The 16617-nt window shown below is 63.4% G+C and carries 20 protein-coding genes; 14 read left to right on the top strand and 6 right to left on the bottom strand.

Annotation, left to right across the window (positions count from 1 at the left end; translation table 11 throughout):
• Positions 1 to 328 precede the first annotated feature (328 nt).
• Positions 329 to 2884 carry an Rne/Rng family ribonuclease gene (locus ACFPFW_RS13375; protein WP_114956777.1) on the top strand — a complete coding sequence of 852 codons (2556 nt, stop codon included), beginning with the start codon at positions 329 to 331 and terminating at the stop codon, positions 2882 to 2884.
• Between the two features lie 42 nt (positions 2885 to 2926).
• Here ACFPFW_RS13375 and ACFPFW_RS13380 read toward each other — a convergent pair whose 3' ends face one another.
• Positions 2927 to 4105 carry a pyridoxal phosphate-dependent aminotransferase gene (locus ACFPFW_RS13380; protein ID WP_114956776.1) on the bottom strand — a complete coding sequence of 393 codons (1179 nt, stop codon included), beginning with the start codon at positions 4103 to 4105 and terminating at the stop codon, positions 2927 to 2929.
• Between the two features lie 117 nt (positions 4106 to 4222).
• Between ACFPFW_RS13380 and ACFPFW_RS13385 the strand changes: the two genes are divergently transcribed.
• The 6 genes from ACFPFW_RS13385 to aat all read left to right on the top strand — a co-directional run bounded on the left by ACFPFW_RS13385 (position 4223) and on the right by aat (position 9502).
• Positions 4223 to 5572 carry a M48 family metalloprotease gene (locus ACFPFW_RS13385; RefSeq protein ID WP_379771087.1) on the top strand — a complete coding sequence of 450 codons (1350 nt, stop codon included), beginning with the start codon at positions 4223 to 4225 and terminating at the stop codon, positions 5570 to 5572.
• A 28-nt stretch (positions 5573 to 5600) separates the two neighbouring features.
• Positions 5601 to 6359: a DsbA family protein gene (locus ACFPFW_RS13390; protein ID WP_114956774.1), complete on the top strand. Its 759-nt coding sequence runs from the start codon at positions 5601 to 5603 to the stop codon at positions 6357 to 6359.
• A 106-nt stretch (positions 6360 to 6465) separates the two neighbouring features.
• Positions 6466 to 6918, top strand: coding sequence for a type II 3-dehydroquinate dehydratase (aroQ, locus tag ACFPFW_RS13395; RefSeq protein WP_114956773.1), 453 nt, complete (start codon positions 6466 to 6468; stop codon positions 6916 to 6918).
• 24 nt (positions 6919 to 6942) lie between these two features.
• Positions 6943 to 7401 carry an acetyl-CoA carboxylase biotin carboxyl carrier protein gene (accB, locus tag ACFPFW_RS13400; protein ID WP_114956772.1) on the top strand — a complete coding sequence of 153 codons (459 nt, stop codon included), beginning with the start codon at positions 6943 to 6945 and terminating at the stop codon, positions 7399 to 7401.
• Positions 7402 to 7416: 15 nt separating this feature from the next.
• Positions 7417 to 8769: an acetyl-CoA carboxylase biotin carboxylase subunit gene (accC, locus tag ACFPFW_RS13405; protein ID WP_114956771.1), complete on the top strand. Its 1353-nt coding sequence runs from the start codon at positions 7417 to 7419 to the stop codon at positions 8767 to 8769.
• 52 nt (positions 8770 to 8821) lie between these two features.
• Positions 8822 to 9502, top strand: coding sequence for a leucyl/phenylalanyl-tRNA--protein transferase (gene aat, locus ACFPFW_RS13410; RefSeq protein WP_114956770.1), 681 nt, complete (start codon positions 8822 to 8824; stop codon positions 9500 to 9502).
• 95 nt (positions 9503 to 9597) lie between these two features.
• On the opposite strand, the gene ACFPFW_RS13415 is transcribed toward aat, so the two are convergent.
• Together ACFPFW_RS13415 and ACFPFW_RS13420 are read right to left on the bottom strand one after the other, a co-directional pair.
• A complete protein-coding gene (locus ACFPFW_RS13415) occupies positions 9598 to 10053 on the bottom strand; it encodes a DUF2155 domain-containing protein (RefSeq protein ID WP_379771094.1) in 456 nt (151 codons plus the stop codon).
• A gap of 80 nt (positions 10054 to 10133) precedes the next feature.
• Positions 10134 to 10526, bottom strand: a complete 393-nt coding sequence (locus ACFPFW_RS13420) for an NADH:ubiquinone oxidoreductase subunit NDUFA12 (RefSeq protein WP_379771097.1) — start codon at positions 10524 to 10526, stop codon at positions 10134 to 10136.
• 246 nt (positions 10527 to 10772) lie between these two features.
• Between ACFPFW_RS13420 and ACFPFW_RS13425 the strand changes: the two genes are divergently transcribed.
• Positions 10773 to 10988: a hypothetical protein gene (locus tag ACFPFW_RS13425; RefSeq protein ID WP_162799644.1), complete on the top strand. Its 216-nt coding sequence runs from the start codon at positions 10773 to 10775 to the stop codon at positions 10986 to 10988.
• Between the two features lie 96 nt (positions 10989 to 11084).
• Positions 11085 to 11330, top strand: coding sequence for a hypothetical protein (locus tag ACFPFW_RS13430; RefSeq protein WP_114956768.1), 246 nt, complete (start codon positions 11085 to 11087; stop codon positions 11328 to 11330).
• A 69-nt stretch (positions 11331 to 11399) separates the two neighbouring features.
• Here the strand turns inward: ACFPFW_RS13430 and ACFPFW_RS13435 are convergent, their stop codons facing one another.
• Entirely contained in the window at positions 11400 to 11654 is a 255-nt protein-coding gene (locus ACFPFW_RS13435) for a hypothetical protein (protein WP_114956767.1), read from the bottom strand.
• A 265-nt stretch (positions 11655 to 11919) separates the two neighbouring features.
• Between ACFPFW_RS13435 and ACFPFW_RS13440 the strand changes: the two genes are divergently transcribed.
• Positions 11920 to 13068 (top strand): aminotransferase, encoded by a 1149-nt coding sequence (locus tag ACFPFW_RS13440; RefSeq protein ID WP_114956766.1) that lies wholly within the window; start codon positions 11920 to 11922, stop codon positions 13066 to 13068.
• On the opposite strand, the gene ACFPFW_RS13445 is transcribed toward ACFPFW_RS13440, so the two are convergent.
• Together ACFPFW_RS13445 and ACFPFW_RS13450 are read right to left on the bottom strand one after the other, a co-directional pair.
• Positions 13065 to 13361: a hypothetical protein gene (locus ACFPFW_RS13445; RefSeq protein WP_114956765.1), complete on the bottom strand. Its 297-nt coding sequence runs from the start codon at positions 13359 to 13361 to the stop codon at positions 13065 to 13067. The two genes, ACFPFW_RS13440 and ACFPFW_RS13445, sit on opposite strands and share 4 nt — an antisense overlap.
• 23 nt (positions 13362 to 13384) lie before the next feature.
• Positions 13385 to 13783, bottom strand: a complete 399-nt coding sequence (locus ACFPFW_RS13450; protein ID WP_379771102.1) for a hypothetical protein — start codon at positions 13781 to 13783, stop codon at positions 13385 to 13387.
• Positions 13784 to 13852: 69 nt separating this feature from the next.
• Between ACFPFW_RS13450 and ACFPFW_RS13455 the strand changes: the two genes are divergently transcribed.
• From ACFPFW_RS13455 to ACFPFW_RS13470, 4 genes are all read left to right on the top strand, one after another.
• Positions 13853 to 14791 carry an NAD(P)H-dependent oxidoreductase gene (locus ACFPFW_RS13455; protein ID WP_114956763.1) on the top strand — a complete coding sequence of 313 codons (939 nt, stop codon included), beginning with the start codon at positions 13853 to 13855 and terminating at the stop codon, positions 14789 to 14791.
• Positions 14792 to 14879: 88 nt separating this feature from the next.
• Entirely contained in the window at positions 14880 to 15386 is a 507-nt protein-coding gene (locus ACFPFW_RS13460) for a YciE/YciF ferroxidase family protein (protein ID WP_114956762.1), read from the top strand.
• A 132-nt stretch (positions 15387 to 15518) separates the two neighbouring features.
• The gene (locus ACFPFW_RS13465; protein ID WP_114956761.1) at positions 15519 to 15881 is read left to right on the top strand and encodes a hypothetical protein; all 363 of its coding nucleotides are present in this window, start codon (positions 15519 to 15521) and stop codon (positions 15879 to 15881) included.
• A gap of 84 nt (positions 15882 to 15965) precedes the next feature.
• The gene (locus tag ACFPFW_RS13470; protein ID WP_114956760.1) at positions 15966 to 16559 is read left to right on the top strand and encodes a formyltransferase family protein; all 594 of its coding nucleotides are present in this window, start codon (positions 15966 to 15968) and stop codon (positions 16557 to 16559) included.
• Positions 16560 to 16617 lie beyond the last annotated feature (58 nt).

Raw genomic sequence — 16617 nt, forward strand, 5'->3', positions numbered from 1 at the left:
CGCCGTTTCGGACAGGTCCTCCCCTCGGTGAGGCAGCGCCCATAGCCGGAGATATCCGGTTTTCGCATGAGGCGGCAGACCAGTCCTTGCGCCCGGCATCTTGCGCGGCGAGCTGCGACTGACACCCCGCATATGCGGGCTTGGAATTGGAGCCGATGACGGAAAACACGAACGTTCAGGCAATTTCCTGTGCGCTCGACGCCGTCCTTCCGGCCGAACACATCATCACATTTTCTATCAGACACAGCGCCAGCGCAGCGGGCCCGCACGGTGGAACGAGAGGTTCCCGTGCCGGTTTGCGCGCGCGGCGCAGAATCGAGAGCTTTCAATGGCCAACAAGATGCTTATCGACGCCGCCCATCCGGAGGAGACTCGGGTGGTGGTCGTCCGCGGCAACCGCATCGAAGAGTTCGACTTCGAGAGCGCTAACCGCAAACAGCTTCGCGGGAACATCTATCTCGCCAAGGTAACCCGGGTCGAACCGTCGCTTCAGGCTGCGTTCGTCGAATATGGCGGCAACCGGCACGGCTTCCTCGCTTTCAGCGAGATCCATCCGGACTACTACCAGATCCCCGTCGCCGACCGTCAGGCACTCCTCGATGAGGAAGCCCGCGACCGTCACGACGAGCATGAGGAAGAAGAAAAGCCGAAGGAAGTCCGCGGGCGTCGTCGCCGCGGGCGCGCCAAGTCCGCCGCGTCGTCCGACGAGGCGGTGAGCGAGGACGTTCCGGCGTCCGAGACCGATGGCGAAATCGAGGGCAGCGAAGCCGGCGAGACCGAGCGGGACGCGCTCCTAGCCGCCGCCGAAGAAGCCGCAACCCCGGAAGTTTCCGAGCCCGGTGTCGAAGGCGGAAATGGCGAACTCGTCGAAGTACGCGACGACGCCAAGGACGAGATCGAGTCGGTTGGTGCCGCCGAAGACTCGCTCGAAGAGATCCCCGAGCGTCGCCAGCGCCGCGGCCGCCAGTACAAGATCCAGGAAGTCATCAAGCGCCGCCAGGTCCTGCTGGTCCAGGCGGTGAAGGAGGAGCGCGGCAACAAGGGCGCGGCTCTCACCACCTATCTCTCGCTTGCCGGCCGCTATTCGGTGCTGATGCCGAACACGGCGCGCGGCGGCGGCATCTCCCGCAAGGTCACCAACGCGGCCGACCGCAAGAAGATGAAAGAGATCGCGACCGATCTCGACGTGCCGGAGGGCATGGGCGTCATCCTGCGCACGGCCGGCGCCAACCGCACCAAGGCCGAGATCAAGCGCGATTTCGAATATCTGCTGCGCCTCTGGGAAACGGTCCGCGAGACCACCCTGTCGTCGACGGCCCCTGCCCTCGTCCATGAGGAAGGCTCGCTCGTGAAGCGCGCCATCCGCGACCTCTACAACAAAGACATCGACGAAGTTCTCGTCGCGGGAGATGGTGCGTTCCGCGAGGCCAAGGACTTCATGCGCATGCTCATGCCGAGCCATGCCAAGAACGTGAAGTCCTATCGCGACCCGCTGCCGATCTACACCCGTTTCGGCGTCGAGGCTCAGCTCGATGCGATGTTCTCGAGCACCGTCACGCTGAAGTCCGGCGGCTATATCGTCATCAACCAGACGGAAGCGCTCGTCGCGATCGACGTGAACTCGGGTCGCGCTACGCGCGAACACAATATCGAGGACACCGCTCTCAAGACGAATCTCGAAGCGGCGGAAGAAGTTTCTCGCCAGCTCCGCCTGCGCGACCTCGCCGGTCTCATCGTCGTCGACTTCATCGACATGGAAGAGAACCGCAATAACCGCGCCGTCGAGAAGAAGCTCAAGGACTGCCTGAAGAACGACCGCGCCCGCATCCAGGTTGGCCGCATTTCGCATTTCGGCCTTCTGGAAATGTCGCGCCAGCGCATCCGCACCGGCGTTCTGGAAAGCTCGAGCGAAGTTTGCGCCATCTGCGCCGGCACCGGCCGCGTCCGCTCGGTCCCATCGGTCGCTCTCCACGTGCTTCGCATGATCGAGGACAGCCTGCTGCGCAATGCGGGCTTCGATCTCCTCGTCCGCACGCCGTCCTCGGTTGCACTCTACATTCTCAATCAGAAGCGCGGCCACCTCCGCGAGATCGAAAGCCGCTTCGGCATCGACGTTTTGTTCACCGCCGACGACACACTTTCGGTCGGCGAGCATTGCGTGATCCAGCGTGGCGAGCCGGCAACCGGCACGCCGCAGCTCGTCGCGCAACTTCCCCCGGTCGTCGAGGAGCCCGAGGACGAGGTCTTCGCTGAGGACGAGGGTGAGCACGAAGCACCCCGCCAGGACAATGGTCGCGAACCGCGTGGCGAGCGCGGTCCGCGCGAGGCCCAGCAGCCGCGTGAGGAAGGCGAGGCCGGACGCCGTCGCCGTCGCCGTCGTCGTCGTGGTCGCGGCCGTGGCGGCGAGGATCGCGCCGGCGTTGGCTTCAATGGCGAGAACCAGAACGACCAGGCCGCCTCGGATGCCGAGGAGATCGGCTCGTTCGAGGGCGACGATGAAGGCCTGGTCGTCGAGGCTCCCGCCGAGGAATCGGCTGCGGCTGCGGTGATGGTCGACGAGGCCACGGTTCCTGCCGCCACTGGCGAAGAGGTCGCGGTCGAAGATGAGCCGAAGCCCCGCCGTCGCGGACGTCGTGGCGGCACCCGTCGCGGCAAGGGAGAGGCCGCCGAAGCCGGTACTGACGAGGCAGCGGCCGCAGTGTCCGCCGCTCCGGAGATCATTGCGACCCCGGTCGAAGAACCCATCGCCGAAGTCGTGCCGGAACCCGAGCCCGAGCCGGTCGTCGAAAAGGCAATCCCCGCTCCGACGCCTGTCCAGCAGGCGGCCGAGGAGATCGACCGCCCCCGCCGGACCGGCTGGTGGAGCAAGGTTCGCGGCGGCTGATCGCTGAAAATCAAAACCCGGATGCCACAACATCCGGGTTTTTCATTTCATCCAGTCCCTGAGCCGCCCTATCGCTTCGCCGATATCCGCTTCGGCGCCGGCGAAGGAGAACCGGAGGAACCGGTGCCCGCGCGCCCGGTCGAAATCGTTTCCGGGCGTTGCCGCAACACCCGCCTCTTCGAGCATTGCACGAGCAAAGGCGGGGCTGTCATTGGTTTGCCGCGTCACGTCGGCGTAGATGTAGAAGGCACCGTCGGCCGGCAGGAATTTGTCGAAGCCGATCTTCGGCAGCTCTGTCAGCAGGAACGAGCGGTTCCGCGCATAGATCGCCTTGATCGCCTCCAGTTCCTCGGTTGCATCGAGAGCAGCCGTCGCTGCGATCTGCGACAAAGTCGGCGCTGAGATGAAGAGGTTCTGTCCAAGCCGCTCGATCGGCCTTTCGAGCGCCTCCGGCACGACGAGCCAACCGATGCGCCAGCCGGTCATGCACCAATATTTCGAGAAGCTGTTCACGACGACGACATCGTCGCCGAAGCGCAGAGCGGTCTCGGCCGGCTCGCCGTAAGAGAGGCCGTGGTAGATCTCGTCCGAGATCAGGCGGATGCCGAGCCGCCTGCAGGTCGCGACGATATCCTCGAGCGCCTCCCGGCCGACGATCGTGCCGCTCGGATTGGCGGGGCTCATCAGCAGGACGCCTGACAGCGGCGCCTCGCGATGCGCCTTCTCGATCGCCTCGCCATCGAGCGCCCAGCGACTGTCCGGTCCGGTCTCGATTTCGACCGGGATCAGCCCCAGCGCTCCGAGGATCGTTTTATAGGGAGGATAACCGGGCGAAGAGATCGCGACACGGTCGCCGACGTCGAACAGAGCGAGAAAGGCGAGGACGAAGCCACTGGACGAGCCTGTCGTCACGGCGATCCGCTCGGCCGGAACGGACAGGCCGTAGGCATCGGTATAATGCTTCGATATCCGAGCGCGAAGCGCCGGCATGCCGAGCGCGTGTGTGTAGCCGATCGGCGTGCCCTGCAGCGCGCCTATCGCGGCTTCGCGGGCCGCACGGGGAGCGGCAAAGCCCGGCTCGCCGATTTCCATGTGAATGACCGAGCGGCCGGATGCCTCGAGCCGCTGTGCCGCGGAAGCCACATCCATCGCGAGAAACGGCGCCACATCCGCCCGTTGCGCATGAAGGAGTCTCCGTGCACGATCTTCAATGTGACTCATGAGATTTGCGCCGCTTTTGCGCCACGGTTCTGGTGCATCGCCCGGCCTATGCCGTCCCTGACGCCCCCACGCAAGTCCCGAGCCGGATTTTCGGCCCGCGTCGTCAGCTTTGCTGTCATGCTCGCGTTCGGCACGACCTCGCTGTCGGCGCCTTCCGCCGCGCAGGGGGCGAATAACAGGCTTGCTCCGGTCCGCGACGCCGAGATCGAAGAGCTGATGCGCGACTACGTCACGCCGGTTCTCAAGGCGGCGGGCCAGGAGCCGTCCGCGATCCAGATCCATCTCGTCCGCGACATGTCGTTCAACGCGTTCGTCGCCAACGGACGCCGCATCTTCATCAATCTCGGGGCGATCGTCGACGCGAAGACGCCCAATCAGCTGATCGGCGTCCTCGCCCATGAGACGGGCCACATTGCCGGCGGCCATCTTTCCGCGATGCGCCAGAAGCTGGAGGAGGCGCAGACCCGCGCTATCATCGCCATGCTGCTGGGCGCGGCAGCAGTCGGTGCGGGTGCGGCAAGCGGCGCCAGCGGTTCGACCATCGCCGGCGGTGCGCAGGCGGCGGTGACGGCGCCTGGTGAGATCATAAAGCGCGACCTGCTCTCGTATATCCGCAGCCAGGAACAGGCCGCTGATCAGGCTGCCGTGAGCTACCTCACGAAGACCGGGCAGTCGCCGAAAGGCATGCTCGAAGTCTTCAAGGGCTTCGCCGACAAGAGCATGTTCAATGCGCGGTTCGTCGATCCGTACGCGCAGACCCATCCGATGCCGGTCGAACGTATCGCGCTCCTGGAACGCATTGCCAACGAAAGCCCCTATCTGAACGCGCAGGATTCCGACGAGCTCTTAAAGCGCCACAAGATGGTGCAGGCTAAGATCATCGGCTTCGTGAGGCCGATGGACACGGTGCTGCGGACCTATCCGCTATCCAATACCAGCCTTCCGGCCCGCTATGCCCGGGCGGTCGCCACTTATCGCTTCGGTTCGGTCGAGGTCGCGCAGCGCGAGATCGATTCCCTGATCTCGACGGAACCCAACAACCCGTATTTCTGGGAACTGAAGGGCCAGGCGCTGCTGGAGGCCGGCCGGCCGAAGCAGGCGATCGAGCCGCTTCGCCGCGCGTCATCCCTGAAACCGAGATCGGGCCTCATTCGCATCATGCTCGGCGAGGCGATGGTCGCGAGCAACGACAACAGCCAACTCGATGCCGCGATCACTCAGCTTCGCCAGGCGACTGCGAGCGAACAGGAGTCCGCGGACGCCTATCGCAATCTGGCGAACGCCTATGGCCGAAAAAACCAGCTGCCAGAGGCAGATCTGGCATCGGCGCAGGCTGCCTTCTACTCGGGCGACGTCCAGACGGCCAAGGAACTTGCAGCGCGTGCCAAACAACGCTTCTCGGCCGGTTCACCCGGCTGGTTGCGCGCTGACGACATAGTCAACTACCGTGCGCCGAAGCTGAAATAGAGTTCGGTGGGCTGCAAAGGATAATGAAGTGATCAATCTGCGCGCCACGCTCATTGCCGCCGTACTCGGCCTCGCGAGCATTCTTCCCGCCGCCGCCCAGGCCCCCGACGCCGAGCGTGCCCGGATCGAGGGCATCGTCCGCGACTACCTTCTGAACAACCCTGAGATCCTGCGGGAGATGGCGTCTCGCCTCTCGGCCAAGGACAAGGCTTCGGAGGACAAGGCCCGCGTCGGAGTCTTCGGCGAATATCGCGACAAGATCTACAACTCGAAGCGCCAGGTCGTTCTCGGCAATCCGAAAGGCGACGTCACGCTCGTCGAATTCTTCGACTACAATTGCGGCTATTGCCGCCGGGCGCTCAGCGACACCGAGGTCCTGCTGAAGAGCGATCCGAAGCTCCGCGTCGTGCTGAAGGAAATGCCGGTTCTCGGCGAAGGATCACACGACACCGCGCGCGTCGCCGTCGCACTGCATGCCCAAGCGCCCGAGAAATATCTCCAATTCCATCGCGAGATGCTTGGCTCCGACAAACAGGCCGATGGCCAGGCCGCGCTCGACGTTGCCAAGAAGCTCGGACTCGATATGAACAAGCTGGCCGAGGGCCTAGCCGATCCCGAGGTCGACGCCACGCTTCTCGAGGTTCACGAACTCGCCCAGAAGCTGAACATCGAGGGCACGCCAACCTATGTGATCGGCGATCAGGTCGTGCCCGGCGCAGTCGGCGTCGCGAACCTCAAGGAGATCATCGGGAATGTCCGTTCCTGTGGGAAGGCGACCTGCTCCTGACGCGTTCCGGCGCGTCTGCCGCTTAAATCGCTTTCCACCTCCGCGCGTGGCCCCTATAACCACCGCCCATCCGGGCCCGGCCCGTTAGACCCTTGCCCTCGGCATCATGACTTCGACTGTCTTCGTCCTCAACGGCCCGAACCTGAACCTGCTCGGTCTGCGCGAGCCGGAAGTCTATGGTTCGGAGACGCTCACCGATATCGAGAAGAAGGTCGCCGAGCGCGGCAAGGCGCTGGGCTTTTTGGTGGACTTCCGCCAGACCAATATCGAGGGCGTTCTGGTCGATTGGATCCAGGAAGCCAGGACCAAGGCGAAGGGGATCGTCATCAATCCCGCCGCCTATACGCACACTTCGGTTGCGCTGCATGATGCGCTGAAAGCCGCCGACGTTCCGGCCATCGAAGTGCATTTGTCGAATGTGCACGCCCGCGAGGACTTCCGGCACCATTCCTTCGTGTCCCCCGTGGCACGCGGAATTGTCGTCGGCTTCGGGTCCTACGGCTATGAACTCGCTCTGGAAGGCCTGGCGCGCATCCTTGCGCAGTCCGGTCACGCCTGACGCCCTTTGGAGAAGAAGAAGTCCATGACCAAGGACGCCAAAAACGGCTTCAACCACGATCTCATCCGCGACCTCGCCAATCTCCTGAAGGAGACGGACCTTTCGGAGATCGAGATCGAGAACGACGACCTGCGCATCCGCGTGGCGCGCAGCATCCAGGTTACCGCTCCGGTCTATTCGACGCCCGCCGCCGGGTCTCCCGCGGCAGCCCCGGCCGCGGCCATTTCCCCTGAAGACAAGGCCAAGGCGCCGGGCGTCATTCTTTCGCCGATGGTCGGCACCGCCTACCGTGCGCCGGAACCGGGCGCGAAGACCTTCGTCGAGGTCGGCGCCGAAGTCCGCCAGGGTCAGACGCTCCTCATCATCGAGGCGATGAAGACGATGAACGCGATCCCCGCTCCGAAGAGCGGCGTGGTTCGCGAAATCCTGGTCGAGGACGGTCAGCCGATCGAATTCGGCCAGCCGCTCCTGATCGTCTCGTAACGGAACCCTGACGGGATGTTCGACAAGGTCCTCATCGCCAACCGCGGCGAGATCGCGCTCCGGGTGCTGCGCGCCTGCAAGGAGCTCGGCATTGCAACGGTCGCCGTGCATTCCACGGCCGACGCCGAAGCGATGCACGTCAAGCTCGCCGACGAGGCGGTCTGCATCGGCCCGCCGACGGCGCGCGATTCCTACCTCGCCATCCCGCAACTGCTCGCCGCCTGCGAAATCACCGGTGCCGAGGCGGTCCATCCGGGCTACGGCTTCCTGTCGGAAAACGCCCGCTTCGCCGAGATCCTCGACGAGCACGGCATCACCTTCATCGGTCCCAAGGCCGAGCATATCCGGGTGATGGGCGACAAGATCGCCGCCAAGCAGACGGCCAAGCGCCTCGGCATTCCGGTCGTTCCGGGTTCTGATGGCGGCGTAAGCGAGGACGGCGAGGCGCGCCGCATTGCGGCCGAGATCGGCTATCCAGTCATCATCAAGGCGGCGGCCGGCGGTGGCGGACGCGGCATGAAGGTCGCGCTGACCGAAGACGATATGTCGGAAGCGCTGTCCACCGCTCGCTCGGAGGCCAAGGCCGCGTTCGGCGACGATGCGGTCTACATCGAAAAATATCTCCAGAAGCCGCGCCATATCGAGGTGCAGGTCATCGGCGACGGACGCGGCAAGGCCGTCCATCTCGGCGAGCGCGACTGCTCGCTGCAGCGTCGTCACCAGAAGGTCTGGGAAGAAGCCCCCTCGCCCGCCCTCAACTCCGAAGAGCGCGAACGCATCGGTTCGATTGTCGCGAATGCGATGGCCGATCTCGGCTATCTCGGCGTCGGAACCATCGAGTTCCTGTACGAGAACGGCGAGTTCTACTTCATCGAGATGAACACCCGCATCCAGGTGGAGCATCCGGTGACCGAGATGATCACCGGTATCGATCTCGTCAACGAGCAGATCCGGATCGCGGGCGGCGCCGAACTGTCGTTCACCCAGGACGACGTCAAGCTCAACGGTCACGCCATCGAGTGCCGCGTCAACGCCGAAAACCCGGTCTCCTTCAGGCCCTCGCCTGGCAAGATCCTGCAATGGCACGTGCCGGGCGGGCTTGGCGTCCGCGTCGATTCCGCCGCCTATCAGGGCTACACGATCCCGCCCTATTACGACTCCCTCGCAGGTAAGCTGATTGTCCACGGCAAGACGCGCACCGAATGCCTGATGCGCCTGCGCCGCGCGCTCGACGAGTTCGTCGTCGACGGCATCGAGACGACGCTCCCGCTGTTCCGCACCCTCGTCCGCGATCCCGAGATCCAGGACGGCCAGTACGACATCCACTGGCTCGAGAAGCGCCTCGCCAACGGACTGATGGGCGAATAACGCAGAGCCTCTCCCCTTGGGAGAGGCTTCAAAGTCCCGTACACTCCGGGACATGACACGCGTCGACGATGTCCTGGTCGAGATCACGCCGGAAGTGCTGCTGAAAGCCTATGCCTGCGGCATCTTTCCGATGGCCGAGAGCGCGCAGGACCCCGGCCTCTACTGGATAGAGCCGGATCTCCGCGGCGTCATCCCGCTCGACGGATTCCACGTTCCCAACCGACTCGCCCGCACGGTCCGCTCGGACCGGTTCGAGATCAGGGTCGACCAGGATTTCGACGCGGTGATCTCAGCCTGCGCGGCTCCCGCTCCTGGCCGTCGGAAGACCTGGATCAACCGCCGTATCCGCAAGCTCTACAGCGATCTTTTCGACATCGGCCATTGCCACACGATCGAGGCCTATGAGCACGGCAGGCTGGTCGGCGGTCTCTACGGCGTGCGGCTCGGTGGCGCCTTCTTCGGCGAGAGCATGTTCCACACGAGCCGCGACGCATCAAAGGTCGCGTTGGTGCATCTCGCGGCGCGCCTCGTCGCCGGGAGGTTCAACCTGCTGGATACGCAGTTCGTGACGGAGCATTTGGAAATGTTCGGCGCCGTGGAGGTGCCGCGACGCGACTATCACCACCTGCTCGAATCAGCCCTGCCCGGAAACGGCAACTTCTTTGTCTGGCCCAAGGGACAAACGATCAGCGGCGCTGAAGCGCTCGCGATACTGAAAAAGACCTCATCCTGAGCCGGGCGCGCAGCGGCGGCGTCGAAGGAGCGCCAAGAGTTCCGAGTCTGCCGCCCTTCCTTCGACACGAGCCTGCGGCTCGGATGAGGACGGATTTACTCTCCCAGCTTCGGTGCTTCCGGCACCGGCAGCTTCGCGCCACCAACGCAATCGGTGATCCAGACATCGTAGATCGGATGCTCGATCGCATTCAGGCCCGGGCTGTCAGCGAACATCCAGCCCGCGAAAATCCGCTGCGTCTCGTTTTGCAGGGTGATCTCGTCGACCTCGACGAAGCCGATCGTCTCCGGCTGCTCGGTCGGCGGCCTCGTGTAACAGACGCGCGGCGTGACCTGCAGGGCTCCGAACTGCACGGTCTCGTCGATCTTGACGTCGAAATTGACGATCCTGCCGGTGACCTTGTCGAGTCCGGCGAAACGCGCCACCGGGTTCGCGATCCGGTCAACGGCGGGCCCTGGCGCAACAGGTACCTGCGCCATGGCGAAACCCGCCGTCAGCACGGCACAGAGACCGGCGATGGCGAATGCCGGACGGCGAAACAACGGGATCACGCGGGCTTTGCCTCGGTTCAGGCGGGATGCTGCGAGATTCACTCGGAATATGGCGCGCAGACGGCAGCACGCCGCGACAATCAGCTTCCCGGCGTCCAAGCCTGATAATCTGGCGTCGACGAACGGCGCGTCCTGCCGAGGGTCGATCCCTTTGGACGATAGGCTGCCGGCGTTCCGGTCGGATTCGGCCGATGCGGCTGGAACCATTCAGGAGCCACGAAGCCTTCGTCGGCCGGCGCGATATCGGTCGTGTGGTGAATCCAGCCGTGCCAGCCGGTCGGGATCATGGTCGGCTCGGCAACGCCGTTGTAGATCACCCAGCGGCGCTCGCCGAGCGGCGCGACATTGGCTTTGTAGTAGCGATTCCCGTACTCGTCCTCGCCGACAAAAGTGCCCGCGCGCCACGTGAAGAACCGCGTGCCGATGGTCTGGCCGTTCCACCAGGTGAAAAGCTGCAGAAGGAACTGCTTCAAGGGACGATTCTCCGGCGCGCGAAGGTTTGCAGGGTTTATGGCGTGACGAGCACGCCCTGTCCAGCGACCCAGCCACCGCCAAAAGATTAACGAACTGTTAATAACCGGCAGACGAAGCCTCGGCCTTGTGGAGAAGCCCGACACCCCTCCTGTGCGAAGCAGAGAGAGCGGGACTAGCCTTCCCTGCCGGTAAGGGGTGGCGTTGGTATGCGAAAGGACGATCTTCTTCCAAAGCAAATCCGTCTTATGACGGAGGACGGGCTGCAATTTGTCGCGAGCTATCGCGGCATGATAGCGCTGGCGAAGCGCCAGCAGATGCGAGGTGGCCCGTTCGCGGGCCATTGGGAGAAGGCGGCTCGGAGCGTTTCCGAGGCGATCGAAACCGATTGCGAGCGCAGCATAAAGACGGCCGTGGCGAATTTCACGATCGCGGCCCGGACGCAGGGCTGGACGGGCGCTTGAAGCGACGCCGACTCGCGTAATGCTGTCATCGCACCTATCTATGATTGATGCGGCGCGGCCCTTCGGGGCCGCTTTTCATTTCAAAGGGTGCGTGAGATGGCCAAGAAACCCGGCTCGAAGAGCGAATTCGTCCTGTTTAACGTCATCTACGAGGATGGCTCACAGCGATCCAATCGCCGCGTCCCGGCCGACATTCTCGGCGGCCTCGACGGCGACGAACCGGCGCGCGCGGTGATCGAACAGCAGGACCGCGAGATCGCGGATAAATCCGGTCTGGCTCCGCTTGTGATCAAGAAGCTGACGCGGGTCGGAGCGAAGGAAAAGGAAAAGATGCGCGGTTGAATCGCCAATTAGAAAGGCCGCCATCCGGGCGGCCTTTCTGTTTGACGCTGGACCAATCTATTGTGCGCGCTAGTAGGCCGGGCGGTGCCAGAAGGAGCGCCCGTGGGTACGGTTCATGCCGTACTCGCCGTACTGGGTCGGGGCCGGACCAATGGTCGAGGAACGACCTTCGAGAACGTTCTGGGTGTTGAGGTATTCGTGGCCGGGTAGGCCTTCATCCCGGATTGCCTCCTCCGCCCTGCCATCACGATCATGGGCATAGGCAGCGGTGCCAGCGCTGAGCGCGACCAGCCCGGCCAGGGCGAGAGTACGAAAAGCCTTCATGTTACTTCTCCATATTGGCGGCGTGCCTCGGATGCATCCGCCATTGGTCATCACCATGTCGGGCGGCGATGTCTGAGTGCGTCGTCCGGCTCGAATGACATGGCGCCTCAACGAGGTTCGATAAGAGCGTTGGCGGCAGATCTGGCCTGCGATTTAGGAATTAGTACCTTTGCATTAAACCTTATTGGTAAGACGAGCCGGTGGAACTGTTCCGGACCGGCCGGTCTTCCACAGCGGGCCAAAACATGCCCATTTGCGCGACGCTATGAACGCGCTCTTCAGCAATCTTCCAACCACGATCTTCGAAGTCATGTCCCTGCTCGCCCGGGAGACCGGCGCGATCAATCTCGGCCAGGGATTTCCGGACGGGTCCGGGCCGGAAGACATACGTCGTGCCGCGGCCGACGCGGTCCTGAACGGCTACAACCAATATCCGCCCATGATGGGCCTGCCCGAACTGCGCACGGCTGTGGCGAACCATTATCGACACTGGCACGGCGTCGACCTCGACCCAGTGGCCGAGGTGATGGTCACGTCGGGAGCGACCGAGGCCATCGCCGGCGCGCTCTTCGCGCTTATCGAGCCCGGCGATGAAGTCGTGCTGTTCCAGCCGCTCTATGATGCCTATTTGCCGCTCGTGAAACGGGCCGGCGGCGTTCCGCGGCTTGTCCGCCTTGAACCGCCGCACTGGCGCTTCACCGAAGAGATGCTCACCGCCGCTTTTTCGCCGAAGACCAAGGTGGTCGTTCTCAACAATCCCCTCAATCCGACCGCGACGGTCTTCGGTCGCGAGGATCTCGAACTCCTCTCGCGCTATTGCCAGGAGTTCGACGCCGTCGCCGTCTGCGACGAGGTCTGGGAGCATGTCGTCTTCGACGGCCGCGAACATATTCCGATGATCGCCCTGCCCGGCATGCGCGACCGCACGGTCAAGATCGGCTCGGCAGGCAAGATATTCTCGTTGACCGGATGGAAAGTCGGCTTCGTCTGCGCCGCGCCACCACTGATGAAGTCGCTGTCGAAAGCCCACCAGTTCCTGACATTCACGACACCGCCGAACCTCCAGGCCGCCGTCGCATACGGTCTCGACAAGGAAGATGCGTTCTTTGAGGGGATGCGCCAGGACCTCTCGCGTTCCCGCGATCGACTGGCCAGTGGCCTAAGGTCGATCGGCCTGCCGCCCCTTGAAAGTCAGGGCACATACTTCCTGAACGTCGACCTCGCTCCACTGGGACTGAATGTCGACGACGAGAGCTTCTGCAAGACGCTCGTCCACGAACGCGGCGTCGCGCTGATCCCGGTCTCCGCCTTCTATGCCGAGACTCCGGTGACAAGTGTCGTCAGAATCTGTTTCTCGAAACAGGATGCGACGCTCGATGCCGCGATCGAGCGTCTCGCCGGGCTCGTCCGTTAGCTGATCGAACGGCTTACATCCTTCGTCATCCCGATCTCCGCCGCGATCGTAGAGAACGAACGTGGGCAGCCCCCCGCGTTGTTCGCCGCGCGCAGATAGCGGAACGGAAAACGAATCGCCTCGATATTGGCCGGTGAAAGATCACGCGGCTTGCCTGAGGTCATCGTGTCCTCCGCCTCGCGAAGGCAGCGATCTATCTCTTCGGACGAGATCACCCCCTTGTCCCGAAGCGTGCTCATCAGCGCGGCGACCGCCGCATAAAGGCCTTCCAGCTGCAGGTTTGCCGTATTCATCACGCGTCTCCCCATGGCCGAGATCAACGTTGATCCGAAAAGCATCGTTCCAAAAGCAAAAAATCGGTCTTGGAACGGTCAGAGGCGTTCACGAATTCCAAAGAAGCTCTTGGCAATTTTCCAGAAGCGGGCATCATGGACAAGTGATGAGCACAACCACGACGATCGAGCCTCTTCATCAGCGTATTCGTTCCGGTCAGGTTCGTCCCGGCGACGACCTTCGGATGGCCAAGGAACTGGGGATCGGCAAAGAAGAGCCGGCCCGCCTTGCCCTCTGCACCGAAGCTCTCGCGGGCTCCGTCCACGCCGCTCTCGATCTCTGGCGCGCTTTGATGCCCGGTCGCCCTCTTCGCATCCAGGTGACCCATACGCCGTCGGCCCTGAAGATGTGCGCTCACCTTCTCTCCGAGCATCGCGCCCACTGAGTCCGGCATCCCGAATGACCTGATTGGCGGCCTCGTGCGTTGTCGTACGCACAATGCGAGGCCCGGATGCTACAGCGCCTTCAAGCGACTGACGTTTTCCAAAAGCCCGAGCATGTCGAGGCACGCCCCCTTCGCGTCCTTGTCATCGCCGGGTCGGCACGTCGGGTGAACGGTTGCCCGGGGCTCGATTCGAAGGCCCGCTTCCTGATGCAGCGAATGGCGGCCCGTCTTCCCGCCGGGTGGCAGATCGACACCGAGGATATCGGCAACCAGCATGGCAAGCCGAAGATCCAGGGGTGCAACGGCTGTGTTTCGTCTTCCATGGCGCTCTGCGTCTGGCCCTGCAACTGCTACGGCCCGAAATCCCAGAGCCAGCCAGATCTGATGTGGGATCTCGACCTCTACGGACGGCTCGCCCGCGCGGATGCCTGGGCCTTCATCGGTCCGATTTGGTGGTACGGCCCGTCCTCCAACTTCAAGGCGATGTTCGATCGCCTCGTCTGCATGAACGGCGGCAATCCGCGGCCGGATCTGATCGACAAGAAATCGACGGCGCTTGCGCAGGCGCTGGAGCGCTCGCCGCAATGGCAGGAACTGAACCGTAATCACCTCGAAGGCCGGACGGCCGCCTTCTTCTGCTATGGCGACCGTGGCGGCGCCGATATCGGCGAAGACGGCCGGCCAAAAATCCTGAAGCACAAGGAATGGTTCGACCCGGCCAACGAGCCGCAGGATTGCGACGTTCGGGACGCCTATAAGGGTCTCGTCTGGCAGTGCCGCTATTCGGGCATCGAAGTCCCCGACGCCCTCTGGGATCATTGCGACTTTGGCGTCGGCAGGCTTTATGCCGACGATCAGGCCGACGACGTCGTGGAGAATGACGCCAAGGGCCTCGAACACTTCGATCGATGGACCGATGCCTTCACCGCGTATGTCTTGGCCAAGGGCCCCGTGCCTGGGACTGAAGAGGCCGTGAAGCAGGCGAAGAGTACGACCAATCAGTAATGGCCGGAACACCGGCCGGATCAGAGCGTTTCAGGCTCAGTCGCACCGAACGGCGACGCACCAATCCGCAAACGAACGGGAGCGCGCGATGGGCCTGTTTTCGAAAGACATCAAGACGATGGACGACCTGTTCCTGCACATGCTGCAGGACATCTATTATGCCGAGCAGAGGATCGAAAAGAACCTTCCGACCATGATCGAGAAGGCGACCAATTCCGAACTCAAGGCAGGCTTCGAGAAGCACCTGAAGGAAACCAGCCAGCAGATCAAACGCCTCGAAGACGTCTTCGACGCCTACGGCCATCCGGCACAGGGCACGGATTGCGAGGCGATCGACGGCATCCTCAAGGAGGCCAAGCATGTCGCCGGTAATGTTGCCGACAAGGAAGTGCTGGACGCCGCCCTTCTCGCGTCCGCGCAGGCCGTCGAGCACTACGAAATCACCCGCTACGGCACGCTGATCGCCTGGGCGAAGCAACTCGGCCTGACCAATCTCGTTCGCCCGCTCGAGCTCAATCTCGAAGAGGAATACAAGACCGACAAATCGTTGACCGCGCTTGCCGAGAAGAAGCTCAACAAGAAAGCGGCCGCCTGAATGCTTTAGCCGGTCGTGTTTTGCGGCGGGCGACATTCTCCAGTCATAGAGGGCGGCAGAGAATGCCGCCCTCTTGTTTTTGCCACATCTGTCGCGTCTATGCCGGTTTTTCCGAGACTAGGAACTTTTCTAATGAAGCACCTTCTGATCGCCGCAGCGGTGGCGACCGGCACCATCGCCGCCTTTACGACCGAAAGCCCGGCGGCCAGCTATGACGGCGCCTGGAGCGTCCTGATCGTCACGCAGCAGGGCCAGTGCGATCGCGCCTACCGCTATCCGCTCACAATTAGGGACGGCGTCGTCAGCTACGGCGGCAATGCCGGCTTCAGCGTGTCCGGCCAAGTCGAAGGCACAGGCGCGGTCAAGGTCAGCGTTTCGCGCGGCAATCAGGGAGCGGACGGCACGGGCAAACTGAGCGGTAAATTCGGTACCGGCACCTGGAAGGCTCCGGCCGGCGGTTGTTCGGGCACCTGGAAGGCCGAGAAGCGCGGCTGATTTCTCTTTCGGCCCCGGGCCGATTTCGTTACCAAGCCGCCTCGACCTTTCGTTGGGGCGGCTTTTGTTTTCGAGGGCGGCGGAATGAGGATTGCACTGATCGGTTCGCGGTGGTTCGGCGCGGAGATGTTCCAGATCCTGCATGCGCGCGGCCATGACCTCCACGTCGTCGCGCCCGATCCGGAAGACCGCTTGGCGAAGGCGGCGGAAGCCGCTGGAGTGCCGCTCGTCTGCCATGCCGGCCGCAAGCGCGTGACCCATGACGATCTGCCCGGCGAATTCGACGTCGTTCTCGCAGCCTACTCCCATGCCTTCATCCCGCTCGACAAGGCCAGGATCGCCTCGCTTGGCTATCACCCATCTCTGCTGCCCCGCTGGCGCGGCATCGCGTCGATTGAATGGACCGTCAAGGCGGGCGATCCGATCGCGGGTGGCAGCGTCTATCATCTGACGGATGAAATGGACGCCGGTGGCATCGCCGCCCAGGATTGGTGCTTCGTCCTGCCGGGCGAAGACGATGCCAGCCTGTGGCGCCGCGAACTCGCGCCAATGGGCATTCGCCTTCTCACCCAGGTGATCGACGAAATCGCCGAGACCGGCACCTGCAAGGCGACGCCGCAGGACCCGCGCTTCGTGACCCTCGCCCCGCGAATCAAGGACGAGACTCCAGCCGCCTGAGGTGTCGTGGTCTAAGAGCCGTCGTCGAGGGCGAAAAATCAGCACACGAGTGGCTAAC

The sequence above is a fragment of the Flaviflagellibacter deserti genome (assembly GCF_042652085.1).
Taxonomy (GTDB): Bacteria; Pseudomonadota; Alphaproteobacteria; order Rhizobiales; family Methylopilaceae; genus Flaviflagellibacter; species Flaviflagellibacter deserti.